Annotated in this window: 18 protein-coding genes; 6 read left to right on the top strand and 12 right to left on the bottom strand. The window is 57.9% G+C overall.

The annotated features are described in order from the left end of the window. The first annotated feature begins 11 nt into the window (after nucleotides 1–11). The 4 genes from atcA (at nucleotide 12) to G5367_RS11400 (ending at nucleotide 4,261) form a co-directional block, all read left to right on the top strand. The gene (gene atcA, locus G5367_RS11415; protein WP_266135330.1) at nucleotides 12–554 is read left to right on the top strand and encodes a cold adaptation protein AtcA; all 543 of its coding nucleotides are present in this window, start codon (nucleotides 12–14) and stop codon (nucleotides 552–554) included. A gap of 12 nt (nucleotides 555–566) precedes the next feature. Continuing rightward, nucleotides 567–1,334 (top strand): cold adaptation protein AtcB, encoded by a 768-nt coding sequence (atcB, locus tag G5367_RS11410; RefSeq protein ID WP_005343119.1) that lies wholly within the window; start codon nucleotides 567–569, stop codon nucleotides 1,332–1,334. Between the two features lie 11 nt (nucleotides 1,335–1,345). After that, nucleotides 1,346–2,248 carry a cold adaptation protein AtcC gene (gene atcC, locus G5367_RS11405; protein ID WP_421294349.1) on the top strand — a complete coding sequence of 301 codons (903 nt, stop codon included), beginning with the start codon at nucleotides 1,346–1,348 and terminating at the stop codon, nucleotides 2,246–2,248. Between the two features lie 525 nt (nucleotides 2,249–2,773). Then, entirely contained in the window at nucleotides 2,774–4,261 is a 1,488-nt protein-coding gene (locus G5367_RS11400) for a peptide MFS transporter (RefSeq protein ID WP_421294347.1), read from the top strand. A gap of 198 nt (nucleotides 4,262–4,459) precedes the next feature. On the opposite strand, the gene G5367_RS11395 is transcribed toward G5367_RS11400, so the two are convergent. Continuing rightward, entirely contained in the window at nucleotides 4,460–5,701 is a 1,242-nt protein-coding gene (locus G5367_RS11395) for an MFS transporter (RefSeq protein ID WP_421294345.1), read from the bottom strand. A gap of 102 nt (nucleotides 5,702–5,803) precedes the next feature. Between G5367_RS11395 and G5367_RS11390 the strand changes: the two genes are divergently transcribed. After that, entirely contained in the window at nucleotides 5,804–6,712 is a 909-nt protein-coding gene (locus G5367_RS11390; protein ID WP_120415372.1) for a LysR family transcriptional regulator, read from the top strand. 498 nt (nucleotides 6,713–7,210) lie between these two features. Here the strand turns inward: G5367_RS11390 and G5367_RS11385 are convergent, their stop codons facing one another. From G5367_RS11385 to nudF, 11 genes are all read right to left on the bottom strand, one after another. Next, nucleotides 7,211–8,032 (bottom strand): hypothetical protein, encoded by an 822-nt coding sequence (locus G5367_RS11385; RefSeq protein ID WP_421244409.1) that lies wholly within the window; start codon nucleotides 8,030–8,032, stop codon nucleotides 7,211–7,213. Nucleotides 8,033–8,108: 76 nt separating this feature from the next. Further along, nucleotides 8,109–10,403, bottom strand: a complete 2,295-nt coding sequence (gene parC, locus G5367_RS11380) for a DNA topoisomerase IV subunit A (protein WP_043826057.1) — start codon at nucleotides 10,401–10,403, stop codon at nucleotides 8,109–8,111. 83 nt (nucleotides 10,404–10,486) lie between these two features. Further along, the gene (parE, locus tag G5367_RS11375) at nucleotides 10,487–12,397 is read right to left on the bottom strand and encodes a DNA topoisomerase IV subunit B (protein WP_106844056.1); all 1,911 of its coding nucleotides are present in this window, start codon (nucleotides 12,395–12,397) and stop codon (nucleotides 10,487–10,489) included. Nucleotides 12,398–12,512: 115 nt separating this feature from the next. Further along, nucleotides 12,513–14,522 carry an FUSC family protein gene (locus G5367_RS11370; protein ID WP_421260312.1) on the bottom strand — a complete coding sequence of 670 codons (2,010 nt, stop codon included), beginning with the start codon at nucleotides 14,520–14,522 and terminating at the stop codon, nucleotides 12,513–12,515. Nucleotide 14,523: 1 nt separating this feature from the next. Then, nucleotides 14,524–15,390: an HlyD family secretion protein gene (locus G5367_RS11365; RefSeq protein ID WP_215802040.1), complete on the bottom strand. Its 867-nt coding sequence runs from the start codon at nucleotides 15,388–15,390 to the stop codon at nucleotides 14,524–14,526. Next, on the bottom strand, nucleotides 15,383–15,625 hold the full coding sequence (locus tag G5367_RS11360; RefSeq protein ID WP_033113020.1) for a DUF1656 domain-containing protein: 243 nt from the start codon (nucleotides 15,623–15,625) through the stop codon (nucleotides 15,383–15,385). Before G5367_RS11360 ends, G5367_RS11365 begins: the two co-directional genes overlap by 8 nt. 196 nt (nucleotides 15,626–15,821) lie before the next feature. Beyond that, nucleotides 15,822–16,445, bottom strand: a complete 624-nt coding sequence (locus G5367_RS11355) for an NUDIX hydrolase (protein ID WP_216979536.1) — start codon at nucleotides 16,443–16,445, stop codon at nucleotides 15,822–15,824. Nucleotides 16,446–16,447: 2 nt separating this feature from the next. Continuing rightward, a complete protein-coding gene (locus G5367_RS11350; protein ID WP_421244411.1) occupies nucleotides 16,448–17,035 on the bottom strand; it encodes a YqiA/YcfP family alpha/beta fold hydrolase in 588 nt (195 codons plus the stop codon). Nucleotides 17,036–17,044: 9 nt separating this feature from the next. Further along, entirely contained in the window at nucleotides 17,045–17,863 is an 819-nt protein-coding gene (gene cpdA, locus G5367_RS11345) for a 3',5'-cyclic-AMP phosphodiesterase (RefSeq protein WP_041234061.1), read from the bottom strand. Nucleotides 17,864–17,885: 22 nt separating this feature from the next. Beyond that, nucleotides 17,886–18,290, bottom strand: a complete 405-nt coding sequence (locus tag G5367_RS11340) for a DUF1249 domain-containing protein (protein ID WP_050552205.1) — start codon at nucleotides 18,288–18,290, stop codon at nucleotides 17,886–17,888. A 46-nt stretch (nucleotides 18,291–18,336) separates the two neighbouring features. Beyond that, nucleotides 18,337–18,978: an ADP-ribose diphosphatase gene (gene nudF, locus G5367_RS11335; RefSeq protein WP_005343102.1), complete on the bottom strand. Its 642-nt coding sequence runs from the start codon at nucleotides 18,976–18,978 to the stop codon at nucleotides 18,337–18,339. Nucleotides 18,979–19,283: 305 nt separating this feature from the next. Between nudF and tolC the strand changes: the two genes are divergently transcribed. Then, on the top strand, nucleotides 19,284–20,624 hold the full coding sequence (gene tolC / locus G5367_RS11330) for an outer membrane channel protein TolC (protein WP_421276287.1): 1,341 nt from the start codon (nucleotides 19,284–19,286) through the stop codon (nucleotides 20,622–20,624). Nucleotides 20,625–20,651 lie beyond the last annotated feature (27 nt).

Here is a 20,651-nt window from a genome sequence, read left to right as displayed (position 1 = left end):
AAAGAGCAACTATGCAAAAGAGATGGGACCAGGCGCGGCTCAAGTCGCTGCAAAGCGATGCCAGCGAAAACATCGGATCCTACCGGGATCAGGACGACCCCAAGGGGCTGGAACAGTTCACCGACCAGATGAAGAGCCTGCTGCTGGCCGACATGAGCATGCTGGAGTTTATGCCCGAGTATCTGCCGCTGGCCCTCTATGGCCGGGTGCAGTTCCCGGCAAAGGCCAAGTCGCAGTGGAACAAGTGGCTCGCCAGCGGCGAGCAGCCAAGCTGGGACGAGTTCAAGGTGAGCGTCGGCTTCAACAACGCCGCCCTGCCGCTGGTCAAGGCGGTGCGGGCCCAGAGCGAAGATCAGCTGATGGAAGCCTGCGCCGTGCTGTTCCTGCTCGACAACCCGCTGCCGCGCGGTAGCCACCGCGGCGATGACGACTATGAGCTGCGCGACGAAGAAGATGAAGACGGGGAAGATGCCGACGCCGACTACCATGGCGGTAGTAACCGCTATGGTGATGACGACGGCGATCAGGATATGTACGACGAAGTCCGTTTCTAATTGGGGCAAGGCATGAGCAACAGTCTGATAGAAATTACCGCCATCGAGATCAAAGAGCTGGCCGTTATCGAGCCGAAGCAGGCCAGCGAGAAGTTCGAGCTGATCGCCAAGACCATGTCTGACGACCAGCTGGCAGAAGTGATTGAAAACATTGATATCGTTACCCTGACCCAGATCAACGGCCAGCACGATATCTCCTTCCCCTCCATCATCTCCGAGCTGATGACCCCGGAGCGGATCCGCGACATCGTCTGCCAGCAGCCGCTCTACTGGGAAGAGGCGATCAAGAACAACGCCGATGAGCTGCAACAGCACACCTTCGACTTCCTCAACTACCTGATCCGCACCCAGGATAGCGAAGCCAAGCAGCGCGAGATCCTCGAGTGCGTGGCCGAAGATCCGGCCGGTCTCTTCTACCTCGCCATCCCCTTTATCGAGTTCTATCGCGGCGATCGCTATGAAGAGGACGAAGGCTATCGCGACGTGCTGCACGCCGAAGAGGAAGATCTCGAAGAGTCCCTGCGCTACAGCGAGCGCCAGCAGAGCGAGGATGTCCACGACTACGCGCTGGATGACCCGCGCAGCCTCTTGATGCTCATTCGCGAGCTTGCCCCCGAGGTGGAGAAAGCCATCAAGGCGCTGCTGCGCAACGAGCACTCAAGCTGGGACGGCATCATCAACAAGTTTGCCGCCGAGCTGGTGATGCAGGCCAAAGAGAAGAACAAGGTCGAGGAAGACGAGTACGGCGACGTCGACGACATGTTCAGCTTTCTGGATTAAGGAGCCCATTCATGCAGTTAGTCATTCGCGATGCCAACCAGGGCCCCTTTCTCACCCAAGTGCTGCGCTTTGGCCGCGACAACGAACTCTTGAGTCAGCAGCAGCTGGCCGCCATCAAGGGCAAGGCGGTGCTGATGAGCCTCAAATTCGCCGACAAGTACTACAACAAGTACAAGATGCACCTGCTGGAGCAGGCCGCCCACGACGTCATCGGCGTGGTGAGCCTCGGCCTGCAGGAGCTCTCGGCGCGGGATCCGGCCAAGGCGCTGGCGCTGCTGCAGGCGCCGGAAGGCCCCATCAAGCCGTTCCAGAAGGGCTGGTCGATGCTCATTACCGTCAGCCCCAAGCAGGCTGGCAACAGCCTCTACGGTGACGTGGATGCCCGCCTGCTGGACAAGATCTCGAGCCCGCCCGATGTGGAGGAGTGGCAAGGGTGGCAGGAGTACGAGAAGGCGCTGACCGAGCACAACAAGAGCCGCCTGATGGAGCTCATCGACCAGCACTTCTTCGCCTGCGAGAGCGACCACCCCACCATGGAGGACAAGCTGGCCGAAGCGCTGCTCTACCGCATCCTCTGCGGCAAGGGCAGTGGCGCCGCCCCGCTCAAGGTGAAGCAGGATCTCAAGCGCAAACTGGCGCGGGAGATTGAGCTCGACGAGGGCTGGTACGACACCGACTACCTCGCCGCCCAGCTCGCCCTGATGCTGAGCGAGCTGCCTGCCGACATGGCCGCCGCACTGCGGCAGGAGTTGAGCCCGGGTTTTGTACCCAACCTGCTGCACACCCTCGGCTTTGTGCGCCAGTACCAGCTGCTGCAAAAAGAGAACGCCTCACCGGAGAAGCTCGACAACGTCGAGATGCGCGCCGGTCTCAAGCACCCGCTGCTCGGCTGGCCGCTCTACCACGACTTCTAAGGCGGCTTTTGCCGCCCATCAGTCGCACCACAACGCCCGGCCCGCCGGGCGTTGTTATATCCTCCCCTCACCCTCTCGACAGCAAAGAGAGAACACACGCAAGTCACCCTGCTGCGACCCCTTCTCTTACCGATATTTATTCACTCAATACCCAAGGATGAATAAACAACCTGCGATGCAACCGCTTGGCGCCAGCTGCGTTTCGGGACAACAAAGCGGGATGCAGATCCCGCTACAGCGCCATAATCGGCACCAAATAGCCGACTGGATCACATCAACCGTGTCGCAATCACGTGGTAAGCCGAGCTACAACCACGGCTCAATCACGCATAAAAAGGCGGAATAGATCAATAAAAAGCAATTAATCGCGCCAGATTAAATTTCAGGTATGGCTATTTGCACCGCTTGGCCGCTAAATGACAGACCGGCCTTCAGACCAGCATGGAAGCGCACAAGGCTAGCCGGCAGCAGACCGGTACGCTCTCAGGACGAGTAATGACTTTCTTCTCTCACAGGAGACAGACCGTGAGCGCTTCGAATCAACACCCCACCATTCCCCCCGGCTCCGGGGCGCTGTTCTTTATCCAGACCTTCTCGACCCTGGGGTTTGCCGTGCTCTACTCCACGCTGGTGCTCTACGCCACCAAGCGGCTCGGCTTCAGTGAATCCCAGGCCAACGCCATGATGGGGGTCTTCGGGGCCTTCAACTATGGCCTGCACCTGTTTGGCGGTTATCTCGGCGGGCGCTACCTCAGCAACCGCAACCTGTTCGTGATGGGGATGGTCTTGCAGGTGATCGGCTGCTACTTCATCGCCGAGATGGGGATCACCGGCCTCTACTGGGGGCTCGCCATGTTCCTTACCGGCAGCGGCCTCAACGTCACCTGCCTCAACATGATGCTGACCCAGCGCTTCGCCCCGGATGATCACCGCCGCGAGAGCGCCTTCCTGTGGAACTACGCCGGGATGAATCTGGGCTTCTTTATGGGCTTCACGGTAGCGGGGTATTTCCAGCTCACCGAGGATTACCGCACCCTGTTCCTGTTTGCGACGCTGGGCAACATCATCGCCATCATTGCCACCTTCGCCTGCTGGCCGATTCTGGCGGATATCAGCACCCCGCTGCGCCATATCAAGGGGCGCGGTTTCTATCTGCGAATGCTCGGTGGCCTCGCCATTCTGGCCCTGCTGGTGCCCGCGCTGCGCCTGCTGCTGACCCACGCCAGCTTTAGCAGCAACTTCGTGCTGATCCTGGGGGCCGTGGTGCTGGTGCTGCTCTGCGTGATGACAGCCCGCCATCCGGACGCCGCCGAGCGCAGTCGCATGGTGGCCTACCTGATCCTCGCCCTTGGCTCCCTCATCTTCTGGTCGCTCTACCAGCTGGCGCCCATGGGGCTGATGCTCTTCTCCGAGCACAACATCAACCTCAACGTGTTCGGGCTGCGGGTCGCCCCCCAGTGGATCCAGAACATCAACACCCTCGTCATCGTCATCGGTGGCCCCCTGATGGCGCTGCTGTTCAAGCGACTGCGCGAACAGGGATTGAATATCGATATCCCCTCCCAGTTTGCCGCCTCCCTGTTCTGCATGGGGCTCGGCATGCTGGTGCTGCCGCTCGGCATCCATCTGGCGGGGGCCGACGGGCTGGTCGCCTTCAAGTGGATCGCCATCAGCTATGTGCTGCAGAGCTTTGGCGAGCTGCTGATCTCCCCCATCGGTTACGCCATGATCGGCAAGCTGGCCCCCGCCAGCCTGCAAGGCTTGATGATGGGCTGCTGGATGATGGTGACCGGCGTCGCCTCGGTGCTGGCGGGCTATGTCTCCGGCGCCATGCCGCAAAATATCGGCAGCTCTCCGGTGGCCACCAACCCGGGCTACAGCTCGGTGTTCAATATGCTCGGCTGGGGCTCGCTGGCGGGCGGCGTGGTGTTGCTACTGCTGGTGCTCCGCCTGCGCCAGCTGATCGCCTCCAAGATCACCCCGCCACCGGCGGCGACAGCCATTCCTGTCTAATTGGATTCGGGCCAGCCATTTCAGTGGCCCCTACCAGCGCGAACAGTTGAATCAGCAACGCGGCTGATAATGCAAAGGGCCCTGCCATCATGGATGGCGGGGCCCTTCTCTTTTGGTGGGATGGATGACCCGCGTCTGGCTGGCGAGCCCCCGTTTAGGCTTCGTCAATCAAGCCTATGTCCCCACAGGTCTCGTTTCTCAAACATCCGATTTTGGGGTTCCCAAACGCAGCAGCTTGAGCAATCGATATAGAAAAAGTGGCTGAATAATCGTCAACACTATGGTTAGCCAAGCCAATAGAGTTATGTTGCCAAGGTAACCATCGACATTTGTTAAAATCATCGAAGAGATGATGGCAGCCGAGCCACTAAATATATGTTGAAAAACATTTTGTAATGACATGAATCCCGCCCTTTCCCAAGGCGCTGCTACTTGACTATTAACAGCAGCAACGGTGATCGTTCGGGTCGATGTAACCACCATGAATAACGTGAAAATCACTATGGTCGGCAACCAAGGCTCATGCAAAAAACCATCCCAAACAACCGCTATCGTCAATGCCCCCATCAAAATCGTCACTTTCATCGCACCAAAACGGTCAATAAACAATCCGCCAAGCTGCATTGAAAACAGGCTAAAAATGCCGCCCATGACATAGTAATGACTCATATCGCCGCGAGGGACATCAAGGTTAAATTGAAAATAAGCAGCTATGTTGGGAACAATAAGGAAGGTGCTGAAAATTGCCAACCCAATTGCCATAAACGCATTCAACACCACAGGTCGCTTCAACATTTCAATGGATGAAAAAGCCTTCTGGTTCAATCCCAAGTGGGCCGTCATTCCAGGCAGCCTTGTATACACCGCCACGCAGACACACAATCCCAAGCCACCTAAAACATAGAAAGGTGCACTCCATCCTTTTAACATTGCCAGCTCCAATCCCAACGGCACACCGGCAATCGCTGACAACGAAAATGCCCCCATCACGATGGCCATCGCTCGGCCACGTTGCTCTACAGGCGTGGCATCCACAACGATCGCCAGAGCAATGGATGTTGCAGGGCCAGCAAACACACCGGCCAGCAAGCGGGTAAAGAATAAACTTTCCATATTCCATGCCAATGCACAGGCCCAAGTGGATAGCGAGATCCCCAACAATGTGATCAGTGCGACATGCTTTCTATCAAATCGGTCGAGATATCTGGCACATAACAACGAGGATAGTGCGGCGACCAGTGCATACCCACCACCTAAATATCCTATATAGGTTGGACTTATATTTAGTGCGCGAGATAAATCAGGCCCAAGCGGCATAATCATCATAAAATCAAGCGCACTGACCAATTGAATCAATGCCGCCAACCAAACAACGTTAAAATCCATAACCGAACTATTGTTGTGAGTTTTTTTACCCACATTATTTTTATCTAGCATCATAGTGTTTACTCTCAATCTTTAGAGATAAAAAGTATACCCACTATCACATTTTAATTTTATTCGTTAAAATGGCATAAATTGTTATCAGATTAGGGATAATCAATGCGTACCGGCATGGAATTGAATGCGCTGAAAATTTTCATTGCAGTGGTTGAAAACAGCAGTTTTGTCGGGGCATCTAAAACCCTTCAAATCCCCACCTCAAATGTGAGCCGCAGTATTTCTCAATTGGAAGAAGCCTTGAACCTTCAACTGATTGAACGCTCAACCCGCCATATGAAGCTCACACAATCAGGGCAACTGCTCTATACCCGAGTAAAACCACTGCTGGAATCACTGGAGCAAACGGAGGCTGAATTGACATCACAGCAGATTCAGCTGAAAGGGCCATTACGCATCTGCATCCCCAATGAGGCTGGGCCAAAACTGCTCGGTACAGCCATTGCCGACTTTGCCTGCCAGCATCCTGAAATAACGATCAGCTGCATTACCAATCTCTCCGGACTTGAATCATTAAGAGAGGATTTGGACATGGCAATAATCATTCACAGAGGCAAGATGGATGACTGCGATTACATAGCCAGCCATTTGACCACCATTCCCTGTACTGTTGTTGGCTCCCCGTCATTGATCCAGAAGTGGGGACTTCCCAACCACACATCACAACTCAAAACTCTCCCCTGCATAACAACGGTGAGCGCTCTGAAAGGGATGCCTTGGCAATTTACTCGCACGAGCAGTGAATTTTCCACCATCCAGGTGAATGAACACTACCGGGTCAATAGTGGCGAACTGGCGTTAAAAGCAGCCATAGCTGGTGTAGGGTTTGCCATTCTTGCCAAGGTATCTTGCCAAGAGTTTATTGATGATGGCAGGTTAGTTGAAATTGAACTTGAGTTACCCGCCGCCCCATTGCAGTTGTTTGCTGTTTATGCGAACCGCCAATATCTTCCTGCTAAAACACGTGTATTTCTTGAGTTCATACGACAAAATATTATGAGTTATCAGTAGCTAAAATCGATAAAACCTCAACAGGTCAGACTGATTTTTCACAATATCAAAAGGTGCTTTCCAGTTTTTAGCATTCGTGAACATCTGATTACGCTGCGCTAGTCAGATCTACGCCCCCCTCACCCTAGCCCTCTCCCAAAAGGAGAGGGAACAAATCAATACCAACCTTTGGCACTAGTGGTCATGCCATCACCCAGCGGTGATTCCGGCACTCCCTTCTCCCACTCTTTGCCATAGATAAGGGGAGAAGGGTCGGGGATGAGGGGAGCAAACCATCGACAAGCAGCAGAACGTTAAAGAAAACAGATAGAAGTAGGGTCGATTAGCGAAGCGTAATCGTCCGTACCGCAATCTCGGTGGCGATGGGTATAGAGAGCAGCAGGAATTCCTACAAGGTGGCTATAACTGGTTTTCGCGATCGTCTGATTAGGCTTCGCTAAACAACGAGCACACATTAACATTACATACAAAAATAATTAACTTCATTTACAATGCATATCAGTTATTTCCCTCTAAGCTCACTATTATTTTTGCTTTTTTGAAAGTATGTGCAAGTAATAATTGGTTTATGAACAGGCTGACCCTAAAGTGGTCAATATCATTCACGCCTTTTACCTTATCGGAGATTTTGTATAGTGCTACGTATACCATCCAAGCCATCAAGCGTATTCCTACAATAGAGGCAAATATACCAAAAGCAATTGTTGCATCTAATATAAAAAACTGATGCCAACCAGTTTCCTGTATAAAAGAAAAAACATCATTAATATTAGAGCCAGCGGAAATGCTTAAAGCCACAGTAGCCGCAGACACTGAAATAAACAATGCCAATATACGATTTTTTGCATCTGACGTGTAAATGAGGTGAACGATAGTTTGTAACGATGGTGAAAAATTATTATTATGCTTTTTACGTAAGTCCAATAACTGATCTAGTTCCTTAGCTAAGGATAAATAACCATCCATTCCGACCCCAACTGTCTTCTGCAGCCAAATTAATTTTAACTTGCTAAGTTTTTTCTCATTGGTTTTTAACTTTTTCTGCATTCTAGATACAACTATTTCATCCCTTAGCAAATTCAAACTAAAACATGACATCAAAAAACAAAACTCAAGCAAGAAAATAAAAATAGTTCTATTCGACAAACTAACATTAGCATGTGGGATAGCAAAAGCTTCAAATCGCCATAACATAGCCAAGATAAAAAAAGCTAACGATATAAGACACAACCAAAATCTAATGGTTTTAAATGTAAAAACACAATCATAAGATTCAAAATCTTCATAATAGGTATTTACCACTCTAAAGACCTGGCTCATATCTACCCCATAAATTTATAATCTTAATACGTGACTTTTAATAATAGAAGGGCGCTTTCGCGCCCTTCTATATTAATTACCCTTCCTGATTTTCCCCGGCTACCGGTTCGGCACCGGCGGCGGGTTCAATCTCGATACGATCGACCCGCTGCAAACCGCGGGGCAGCTTGGCGCCGCGGCGGCCGCGCTCGCCACGGTAGTAGTCGAGATCCGAAGGTTTCAGGGTGAGCTTGCGCTTGCCGGCAAACAGGGTGACCGACTGGCCCTGCGGGATGACGGCGGCCATCACCACAAACTCCTCCCGCGCCTTCACGCGCGCCGACGGAATGCTGATGAGCTTGTTGCCCTTGCCCTTGCCGAGCACCGGCAAGGTGTTCATCGGGAACAGCAGCATGCGCCCCTCGTTGGAGATGGCCATGCAGAGATCGGTCTCTGGCGAGCCAATCTTCTGGGGTGCCATCACCAGACCCCCTTCCGGCACGGTGAGCAGCGCCTTGCCGTTCTTGTTCTTGCCGATGAGATCGTCGTAGGTACAGACAAAGCCGTAACCGGCATCGCTGGCGATCAGATACGGCTCGCCTTCGTTGCCCATCACCAGATGACGTACCTCTTCACCGGCACCCAGCGCAAAGCGGCCGGTGAGCGGTTCGCCCTGACTGCGGGCGGAGGGCAGAGTGTGCGCCTCCAGCGAGTAGGTGCGACCAAAGCTCGACAAGAACACCGCCTGCTGGTTGCTACGGCCAAAGGCGTGGGTGAGGTAGTTGTCCCCCGCCTTGTAGGAGAGCCCCTCGACATCCACGTCGTGGCCCTTGGCGGCGCGCACCCACCCCTTGTCGGAGAGGATGACGGTGACCGGCTCGCTCGGCACCAGCTCTTTCTCGGTCAGCGCGACGGCGGTGGCACGCTCCACCAGCGGGGTGCGACGATCGTCGCCGTACTTCTCGGCATCGGCCAGCAGCTCTTTCTTGAGCAGGGTGTTGAGACGGCGCTCGGAGCCCAGGATCAGCTCCAGCTTGTCGCGCTCTTCGGCCAGTTCGTTCTGTTCGGCACGCAGCTTGAACTCTTCGAGCTTGGCCAGATGGCGCAGTTTCAGCTCGAGGATCGCTTCGGCCTGGGTCTCGGTAATGTTGAAGCGCTCCACCATCACCTTGCCCGGCTCATCCTCGGTGCGGATGATCTCGATCACCTCGTCGATGTTGAGATAGGCGATCAGCAAGCCTTCGAGGATATGCAGGCGAGCCAGCACCTTGTCGAGGCGGAACTGCAGACGGCGACGCACGGTCTCGCGGCGGAACTGGATCCACTCGCTGAGGATGGTCTTGAGGCACTTCACCTGCGGCCGGTTGTCGAGGCCGAGGATGTTGAGGTTGACCCGGTAGTTCTTCTCCAGATCCGTGGTGGCGAACAGGTGGGCCATCAGCCCCTCTACATCCACCCGGTTGGAGCGCGGCACGATCACCAGACGGGTCGGGTTCTCGTGGTCAGATTCATCGCGCAGATCGGTGACCATCGGCAGCTTTTTCGCCACCATCTGGGCGGCGATCTGCTCCATGATCTTGGCGCCGGAGGCCTGATGGGGCAGCGCTGTGATGACGATGTCGCCATCTTCCTCGCTCCAGACCGCCCGCTGCTTGATGGAGCCCTTGCCGGTCTCGTAGATTTTGCGGATATCGTCGCGCGGGGTGATGATCTCGGCGTTGGTCGGGTAGTCCGGCCCCTGAATGTGCTGCATCAACACATCGAGCCCCGCATTGGGGTTGTCGAGCAGCTCGGCACAGGCGTAGGCCACTTCCCGCGCGTTGTGGGGCGGGATGTCGGTCGCCATGCCCACCGCGATACCGGTCACCCCGTTGAGCAGGATATGCGGCAGGCGGGCAGGCAGCACCACCGGCTCCTTCATGGTGCCGTCAAAGTTCGGCGTCCACTCCACCGTGCCCTGGCCCAATTCGGAGAGCAGCAGCTCGGAGAAGCGCGACAGGCGCGCCTCGGTATAACGCATGGCGGCGAAGGATTTGGGATCGTCCGGCGCCCCCCAGTTGCCCTGACCATCCACCAGCGGGTAGCGGTAGGAGAAAGGCTGGGCCATCAGCACCATGGCTTCATAACAGGCGCTGTCGCCGTGGGGGTGGTACTTACCCAGCACATCACCCACGGTACGGGCGGATTTCTTGTGCTTGGACAGCGCCGACAGACCCAGCTCGCTCATGGCGTAGATGATGCGCCGCTGCACCGGTTTGAGGCCATCGCCAATATGCGGCAAGGCCCGATCCATGATGACGTACATGGAGTAGTTCAAGTAAGCCTGTTCGGTAAAGGTGCGCATTGGCTGGCGCTCTACCCCGTCCAGACTGAGCTCGATAGCATCACTCATGTGATTTTCTCTTTCGGTTCGGGAGCCGCCACAGGGCGACTCCGGCTAAATGCTTGCTGGCCCTGTGCGGGCCAGCCTACAGCTTAGATGATGGCGAGGTTGCCCTTCTCTTCGAGCCATTCGCGGCGATCACCCGCCCGCTTCTTGGCCAGCAGCATGTCCATCAGCTGCAGGGTCTCGTCAGCCGCATCCCCTTCGCTCTCCCCTGCCGGCTCCATGGTGAGCTGCACCAGACGGCGGGTGTTGGGATCCATGGTGGTTTCCCGCAGCTGTTTCGGGTTCATCTCACCCAGACCCTTGAATCGGGTCACCATCACCTTGCCCTTCTTCTTCTCGGCCTCGACCCGCTGCAACACACCGTTCTTCTCGTCCTCGTCGAGGGCGTAGTAGACCTCTTTACCGATATCGATCCGGTAGAGGGGCGGCATGGCCACATAGACGTGGCCCTTCTCCACCAGCGTGCGGAAGTGCTTCACAAACAGGGCGCAGAGCAGGGTGGCGATGTGCAGACCGTCCGAGTCCGCATCCGCGAGGATGCACACCTTGCCGTAGCGCAGGCCGGAGAGGTCGTTGGAGTCGGGGTCGAGGCCGATGGCCACGGAAATATCGTGCACCTCCTGCGAGGCGAGCACCTGACCGGCCTCCACCTCCCAGGTGTTCAGGATCTTGCCGCGCAGCGGCATGATGGCCTGAAACTCGCGATCCCGCGCCTGCTTGGCACTGCCGCCCGCGGAGTCACCCTCCACCAGGAACAGTTCGCCCTGCATGGGGTCGGCGCAGTTACAGTCAGTCAACTTGCCGGGCAGGGCCGGGCCCTGGGTAATCTTCTTGCGCACCACCGTCTTGGCGGCGCGCATCCGGCGCTGGGCGCTGGAGATACAGATCTCGGCGATCTGCTCCGCCAGCTCGGTGTTGCTGTTCAGATAGAGGCTGAAGGCATCCTTCACCACGCCGGAGACAAACGCAGAGCTCTGGCGGGAGGAGAGCCGCTCCTTGGTCTGACCGGCAAACTGCGGATCCTGCATCTTGATGGAGAGGATGTAGGCGCAGCGATCCCAGATATCTTCCGGGGTCAGCTTGACCCCCCGCGGCAGCAGGTTGCGGAACTCGCAGAACTCGCGCATGGCGTCGAGCAGGCCCTGACGCAGGCCGTTGACGTGAGTACCGCCCTGGGCGGTGGGAATGAGGTTCACATAGGATTCGGCGAGGCATTCGCCCCCTTCCGGCAACCAGCAGAGCGCCCAGTCCACCGCCGATTGTTCGGAGCTGAACGAGCCGATAAAGGGCTGCTCCGGCAGGCAGGTGAACTGCTTGACCGCGTCGACCAGATAATCCTTGAGGCCATCTTCGTAGCACCACTCCAGCTTGATGCCGGTGTTCTTGTCGAGGAACTTGATGGTGAGGCCGGGGCAGAGCACGGCCTTGGCTTTGAGCAGGTGCTCCAGCTTGGTGACCGAGAACTTGGGAGAATCGAAGTAGCTCGCCTGCGGCCAGAAGCGCACCCGGGTGCCGGTGTTGCGACGGCCGCAAGTGCCGGTGATGGTCAGCTCCTGCACCTTCTCGCCACGCTCGAAGGCGATGTCGTAGACCTGACCGTCGCGACGTACCGTCACCTCGACCCGATCGGAGAGGGCATTTACTACCGAAATACCCACCCCGTGCAGACCGCCGGAGAACTGGTAGTTCTTGTTGGAGAACTTGCCGCCCGCGTGCAGCTTGCAGAGGATCAGCTCCACCCCGCTGACACCCTCTTCCGGGTGGATATCGACCGGCATGCCGCGGCCGTCGTCGATCACTTCGAGGGACTGGTCTTCATGCAGGATCACCTCCAGATTGCGGGCGTGACCTGCCAGCGCTTCATCGACGCTGTTGTCGATGACCTCCTGGCCGAGGTGGTTGGGCCGGGTGGTGTCGGTATACATGCCGGGGCGGCGACGCACCGGTTCAAGGCCATTGAGGACCTCAATGGCATCCGCATTGTATTGAGTAGACATGGAGGGCCTTGCGAATTGACGTTTGGGGAGAATCTTACTCGTTGGGAGGGTATTGGACAAACTTGGCTGCGGGAAAGGGTGATCCGGAGGGGATTGTGCCCCTCCCAAGGCTGTCTCAGCTCCCCTCGGCAGGGCCCGGCAGCGCCTGTTGCAGCTGGGAGAGCGAGCTTTGCAGCCGCCACACCATGCCTGCCAGCTCTCGCGCCGTGCCATCGCCATGGTTGGCCAGCCCCTGACTGATCCGCTGCAGCTCGGCCAGCGTGCGATCCAAGGAGGCGTGCTGCACCCCCTGCTCGGTGAGGATCCCCTTCAGGCTGCGGATACAGTTGGCGCGCACCAGATAGAGGGGGTGCTCGTCACCGCGCCACTGGCGCAGCTGCCAGACGATATGGCTGCAGTTGAGCAGCACCACGCCCCAGCGCAATACCCAGAGGCGGGCGGTCTGATCCTGACTCTGGCCGAGCTGGCTGATGCAGTGGTAGATGAGCGACTCGAACTGGCTCTCGCTCTGGCGCGGGGCGGGCTCCAGTTGCTCCATGAAGTGGCGGCGCAGGGAGCGGATGAGGCGGCGGCTCTTGCGCCGATCCGAGCTGGGTCGCAGCAGCTGAAACGCCAGCGCGGCGCTCATCACCCCCAGCATCTGGGCAAGGCTGCTGTTGATGAACTGCTGATAGTCGTAGCTGGGCGGATTGGTGATGGCGAGAAACGAGCCGAGCAGCACGATCATCTGGCCCCAGAGGCCCGCCTGCCGCACCTGCTGTTGTTTGCAGAGCTGCATGGTGAGCAGCGCCGGAAAGAGCAAGAGGCAGAAGATCCAGAAATCGTCGATGCGGATCATCAGGCCAAACTTGACCGTAAAGCAGATGAGGCTGAGCAGCAGGATCGCCCTGAGCATGGTGTTGGCCCCCTGAGCCGGCGCCGGGGTCGCCGAGTAGAGCACGCAGCAGATGGAGAGCATGGTGAGCGCCGAGCTGCCCGCATCCCACTGACTGTTGATCCAGAAAGTGCAGCCGAGCAGCACGCAGAGGAAGGTGCGCCCGCCGTTGTAGGCGGCCTCCAGCGTGTCGGTATGGCTGGTGAGGGAGGTGTGACGGGGCGGCGCCGGCCACTCCTGATCGTCGTAGCGGGTCAACCGGTCGAGCCAGCGCTGGCACTCCAGATAGCTCCAGCAGAAATGGCGCAGCCGCAGCAAAAAGGTGCGCAGCCGGTAATCATGCTCGCTGGTCGGCATCAGGGGAGCCAGCAACCTCGCGACCCGATACTTGTCGCACTCCGGCTTGCCAAGCTCGGCCAGCAGGGTGGCGAGCAGCGCCTGAATGCCTTCCGGTTGTTCCGGCCAGTTGTGCAGCATGCGGCGCTGGCTGGAGATAAGGCTGATCAGGCGCAGCTGGCGATGGAGCAGGAAGTTGAGCAGCCGGTTCTGGCGCCGCAGCCGGTGATGGCTCCAGACCGCCTGAATGCGTAGTACGTTCATGGTGAGGATCTGGCCGATCAACCCCTCGTGGGAGCTGCGTACCTCGTGCGTCATCTCCCCCAGCCAGAGCAGCTGGGCATGCTCCAGCAGGCGGGCTTGGCTCTTGCGCAGGGATTCCAGCAGGGTTTCGCTGTCGGAGGTGCTGGGCAGGATCATCATCATCAGACCGCCGCAGAGGATGCCGATGATCACCTCGCTCACCCGCGCCTGGGCAATATCGAAGATATGGTGGGGATCCGCCACATTGACGCAGGAGAAGGCGATGATGGCGGCAGTGTAACCGCCGAGGGCGAAGGCGTAGGAGACGTTGTTCTGATAGTGGTTGGAGATGTAGGTGCACAAGCCCAGCCAGAGGGCGATGAGAAAGCTGAACAGCCAGGGATCGCTGATGCCAAGACCGGTGATCATCACCGCCGCCATCGCCCCCATCAGGCTGCCAACCACCCGCCCCAGACTCTTGCTGATCACCCCGCCCACAGTGGGAAAACTCACCACCGCGGCCGAGCTCATCGCCCAGTAGGGGGAGTCGAGCTGCAGCACGAAGGCCAGCCAGAGCGACAGGCACATGGCCAGCGCATTGCGCAGGGCATAGCGCCACTGCCCCCCTGTCGCCTTCCCCCAGGGGGTACGCAGCCAGAATGACTCGCTCACCCTACTCGCCAATGGTGATGGTGCAGGTGGTGCCGGCGATCAGCGTCACGTCCGCCGGCACATCCAGCAGCCTGATCCGCACCGGCACCCGCTGGGCCAGCCGCACCCAGGGCACGTTGGGTTTGACGTCGATCAGCAGGCCGTTGCCGCCATCGACGCTCTGATCGTGGATGGCGCGCCCTATGCTCTCCACCTCGCCGCGCAACCGCTGTTCACCGCTGTAGAGCACCACTTCAGCCGGTTTGCCCGGTGCTATGTGGCCGAGCTTGGTCTCTTCAAAGTAACCCTGCACATAGAAGGAGTGAGTATCCACCAGCGCCACCAGCGGCACGCCGGCGCTGGCATAGTTGCCGACCCGGGTCTGCAGGTTGGTGATGTAGCCATCGCTCGCGGCATGCACCCGGGTCTTGGCCAGCGACCACTCCGCCTTCTCCAGATTGGCCTGTGCCACCTGATAGGCCGCCTGCATCGCCTGGGCATTGAGGCGCGCTTCGTCCATCGTCTCGGCGGAGATGACGCTACGCGACAGGCCGCTGCGGCGATTCGCCTCATGCTCGGCCTTGTCGAGATCCGATTTCGCCTTGGCCAGCGCCGCCCGGGCATTATCGAGGGCGATCCGGTAGGGCTCGGGGTCGAGCGTAAAGATCTCCTCCCCCGCCTTCACCAGCTGGTTGTCCTTCACCGCTATCTTGATGATCTTGCCCGACACCTCGGGGGTAATGCTGACCAGCTCGGCGCGCACCTTGCCATCCCGGGTCCAGGGCCCCTGCATGTAGTAGTTCCACAGCCACCAGCCCGCCGCCAGCGCCAGCGCGCAGACCAGCAGGGTGGAGAAGTATTTGAGGGTCGCGAGAGGTGATTTAGCCATGTAACAGCATCCATAGAGCGCCGCTGACGGCGAGGATAAAGAGGGAGAGATCCATCAGCAAGGGGTGCCAGACATCCCCGCCATAGAGCCAGTCACGCAGCAGATGGTGCACCGGCAGCCAGCAGAGCAGGCCGAGCAACACCGCCTTGAACAAGGGCGGAAAGTAGAGAGAGGCGCCCAGTACCAGATCCGGCAGCGCAGAAGGAGTTGTCACAAACGTGCTCCCTGTTGGCAGTGAAGTTCAGAAGAGTTCGGCCATTCCCTGCCCCGGGCGAGGCAAAGTAAACAGGCCGCTAAAGATTAACACTGCCCCGCAGGGCGCAACAGGAACATATGAGCCCCTTTCGTTCAGGCCTGTCGATCCGCTGGATGGTGCACTCCATCGCGCGTCGGCACCTCCCCAAGCTCGAACGGGTTCACTTCCTCAGATGTCAATCAAACAGGGTATCGCGCCGCCCCTGCTGCAAGTGCTCATGGAGGGTGCGCAGCTGGGAGGCCACCACCCGATGGCGGGAGAGCGGGGGCAAGTCGTCGATGGGGAAGTACCCCGCCCCTTTGGTTTCATCGGTTTCGCCCAGCAGCTGGCCGCCGGTCACCTCGCACAGGAAGAAAGCCTTGTGGGCGTGGGGCAACTGGGGTGGATGAGGGTGTTTTAGCTTGTCGAACAGGGCCAGCAGTTGCACCGCCCGACACGCAAGGCCGGTTTCCTCAACGGCTTCACGCACCACGGCATCCGCCGGCGAGTCACCGATATCGCACCAGCCACCGGGCAGAGTCCAGCAGTCGTCGCTGCGCTCCTGCACCAGCAGGATATGACCCGCATCGTTCTGAATGAAGGCCCGCACATCGAGCTTGGGGGTGGGATAACCGTGATCGAGGGCAATCCAGTCGCTAATGGCTTCCGGCGCCAGCTCGCTCTGGCTGGCAATAAGGGCCACGGTGGCCGCTCGCAGCGCCTCGAAACGGCCGATATCGAAGGGGTCTTTGGAGTAGGTGAGGCCCGCTTGCGCCGTGGCCAGTACCTGTTCCAGAAAGGCGGACAACGGCGGTTGCATGATTAAAGCCCGAGGAAACGGATAATCTGGGCGGGGTAACGCTCAAACGCGACAAAGGCGTGGTTGCCGCCGCACTCCAGCGAGAGGCGGGCAAAACGGTATTCATCCAGCGCCTTGCGATAGTCGAGCACCTCATCTCCCTGCTGCTGCAGGATCCAGAGTCGCTCCGGCGCCGTCACCGGTACCGCCAGCGCTCGCAGCTCATCCATATGTTCAGGCAGCAGCTGGTACTGCTCACCCGTATAGGGATTGGTCTGGGGGCCAAGGTAGTCACAGAGCAGCTCATGCGGGCGCACCGCGGGATTGATTAGGGCCGCGCGGCAGCCGTACTGCTCGCTGACCCGGGTCGCCATAAAGCCACCGAGGGAGCTACCCACGGTGCCGAGCTTGAATTCACTACCATAGCGGCTCTGCAAATTGGCAATGGTCTGTTCGATGGCCGCCCAGGCTGCCGCTGGCGTATTGGGCTGGGCCGGGATCACCACCTCTATATCGGGTCGGTTGGTGGCCACCCAGGCCGCCATCTGCTGCGCCTTGGCGGAACCGGGTGAGGAGTTGAAACCGTGCAGGTAGAGGAGAACGGGCTTCATGGCGACTCCTCAATAACCGGTGGCATTGGGGTCGGGCACAAACTGCCCCACCGGCAGACGCCACACCTGGCTGGCGATACGGCCATCAGGGTAGAGGGTGAGGTAGCGCCAGCCCGGGCCGGACTCGTCCAGCGCGAAACCGTCACAGAGCGGTTTGAACTGGATGCAGGTCGATGGGCTGGCGATCAGCCGCACGCCGCGGTGCACCTCGTCAAACTCCTGATGGACGTGGCCAAACAGAATGGTCTTCTGCTGCGGGTGGCGAGCCAGCACGGCAAACAGGTCATCGGCATTCTTGAGATTGTGCTGATCCAGCCAGGCACAACCCACCGGCACCGCCTGATGGTGCAGGGCGATGAGGGCGTGGCGATCCGGATACTGGCGCAGAGCACGGTCGAGCGCTTCCAGCTGGTGATCACCGATCATGCCGTGGGGTTTGCCACGCACCTGGGTGTCGAGCAGGATCACCTGCCAGTGGTTTCCCACCAACTGCTTGGACTCACTGATCCCGGCGGCATGGAGGTATTCGGTCATCAGCGGACTGTCATCGTGATTGCCTGGCAACCAGTAGATGGGGCGGCCAAGAGGCGCCATCATGGAGGCAAAACGCAGATAGGATTCCGGGCTGTGATCCTGCGACAGATCGCCGGTCGCCAGGATCACCTCGTAGGGATGGTCGTTGGCCTGCACCTGTTCCAGCACGGCAGCCAGACTCTCTGCTGTACGCACGGCCAACAGCCGTCCCTCTTCACTGGCAAAGAGATGGGTATCGGTAATTTGCAACAGGCGCACACTGCCGTCCTGCGCCTGGGGGAGCTCTGTTTCCAAAATCACGCTTCTTTATATTTGTTCAACTGGAGATATTGATGGGGCTGGTGCCATGCCTGAGACAAAATTTCAGCCATTCGGCCAGAAACAGATTTACCTGCTCCTTTTCATCCCGCTGGTGCATCTTTTTGTTGGGGTAATCATAACGTGGTTGCAAACGGGAAATCTGTTGCGCTGCACACACTTCCGCCATCCGCACATCATGATACAAACGAATCTCGATTTGAGCCTGCAGATATTCGGGCAACTCGGGATTGTGCTGACTCAAAAGAACCTGAGAAGTGAAGCGACTCTCGCCACAAATGGTGAGCTGGAACTGCAGATCGTTGCCAACACGATAGCGGCGTTCAGATCCGACTTCCCCATCTGGCGGCAGCAGTTTCATCAGCGCCATGTAATTGACCTCGCAGGTACGCTGCAAGGACATCAGATCAGGCACATAGCGCCTGCTCTGTTGCTGGGTCTGAGCCAACTCAGCGCTCCGCCAACCAGCGGGCGCGCAACTCGCCGTGGTTGAGGGCCAGCCACTGCAGGGCGATGACCGAGGCGGCGTTGTCGATGCGCCCCTCTTTCAGCCAGGCGTAGGCCTGCTCGCGGCTCACCACGTGGACCCGGATATCCTCGCCTTCATCCGCCAGACCGTGCAAACCGCTCGCCTTGCTGGCATCCACCTCGCCCACATAGACCTCGATCCGCTCGGTACTGCCGCCCGGGCTCACCAGATAGCTGATGGCATGTTCGCAGCGGGCTACCTCGATCCCTGCTTCTTCCACCGCTTCGCGACGCACCACCGCCTCGGCAGTCTCACCTTCGTCGATAATGCCGGCCACCAGCTCCAGCAACCATGGGGTCGGGCTGGTCTCCATGGCGCCGATGCGAAACTGCTCCACCAGCACTATCTGGTCGCGCACCGGATCATAGGGGAGCAGCGCAGCAGCATGGCCCCGTTCAAACAGCTCGCGTACGATGGGCTGATTCCAACCACCAGCAAATAACCTGTGCTGCAGGCGATAGACGTTCACCTTGAAAAAGCCGTTATATCCAGCTGATTTTTCAATGATTTTCACATCATCAGCGGCATAGTGCCGATCTTGCGGCAAGGGTTGCTGCGACATCAGGGACTCCCGTCAGCTTGACTTGAACCAGTTTGACCATAAAATCCGAGGAACATGAATGAACATTCATTCACTCGGTGTAACATGGTAATGAGGGGTGGATTTTAGCAGCCACAGACCATTTGGCTAGGCACTCGGGGAGAAAACTGCAGCCGGTTCTTGACGTTCCCGTCACCGGACCCGAGACACTTCGCATTAAATTTTGCTTATAGTAGAGTGATTAAGCTGCAATCAAGCTTGGTCGGCGACAATATTTGCCCTCTCCAGCAACCAGTTTGGGTTACTACATAAGGTTAAAACGATCTATGAAAAGAACACTCTTGTCCGTCATGGTGTTGCTGGGCGTCAGTGCCGGTGCCCACGCCGAAAACCTGCTCGATATCTATCAACAAGCCCAGCTGAAAGACCCGCAGTTGCTGCAGTCCAAAGCCGTTCGCGACCAGGCCTTCGAAAAGATCAACGAATTCCGCGCCCCCCTGCTACCCCAGATTGATCTGGGCGCCGGGCTCAATTATTTGCAAAACAAGAACGATACCCAGACCAATAACAACGCCAAGGGTGAGCTGACGCTGTCACAATCCCTTTATCGTCGCAGCAACTGGGTCAATCTGGATATCGGCGAGAAGCAGGCCACCCAGTCTGATGTCGCCTACAACCTCGAAATCCAGAACCTGATGGTGCGCACTGCCAAAGCCTACTTTGATGTGCTCAAGGCGATGGATACCCTGGAGTTTGTGCGTGCCAACAAGGTTGCAGTAGAGCGCCAACTGGAGCAGACACAGCAGCGTTTCGAAGTGGGTTTGACCGCCATCACCGATGTGCATGAAGCGGAAGCCTCTCGCGACCAGGCGCTGGCTGACGAGATCAATGCCGAGAATACTCTGGATAACAGCTACGAAGCCCTGCGCGAGCTGACCGGTGTTGATCACCGCAACCTGGACATCCTCAACACCGATCGCTTCAGCCCGCAGAAGACCGCCTTCGGTTCCGACAAATGGCTGGAGCTGGCGCTGGACAAGAACCTGCAACTGCACAATGCCCGCATCGCCAAGGATATCGCCAAGGAGCAGATCGATCTCGCCAAGACCGGCCACGAGCCGACCTTGGATCTGGGCGCCGGCCTGCAAACCAGCAATACCGATTACAAGCTGGATAGCATTCAGAACGGTGGCAATGACAACCAGGCCAATATCGGTCTGACCTTCAAGCTGCCCCTCTACAGCGGTGGCGCCACCAGCTCCAAGGTTAAGCAGGCTCAATACAACTATGTTGCGGCCAGCGAGCTGCTTGAGAAGAACTTCCGCTCGGTGCAGAGCACGGTGCGCTCCTCCTATAACAACGTGAATGCCAGCATCGGCTCGGTACGTGCCTACAGCCAGTCTGTGGTCTCCGCCGACAGCGCCCTGAAGGCGACCGAAGCCGGTTACGAAGTGGGTACCCGTACCATCGTCGACGTGCTGGACTCCACTCGCAAGCTTTACGAGGCCAAGCAGAAGCTCTCCGAAGCCCGTTACAACTACATCCTCAATATCCTGAGCCTGAAGCAGGCTGCCGGTGTGCTGGAAGCGCAGGATCTGGTGGAAGTAAACCAGGGCTTGATGCCTGCCACCGCAAAAGCCAAGGCCAAGGCCAAGGCCAAAGCCTGATAGCCGTTATCGGACATGAAAAAGGCG

The sequence above is a fragment of the Aeromonas sp. 604282 genome, assembly GCF_049170575.1.
GTDB classification, from domain to species: Bacteria; Pseudomonadota; Gammaproteobacteria; order Enterobacterales; family Aeromonadaceae; genus Aeromonas; species Aeromonas veronii_A.
The sequence above is the reverse complement of the archived record's forward strand: the minus strand, read 5'-3'. Positions and strand labels throughout refer to the sequence as shown.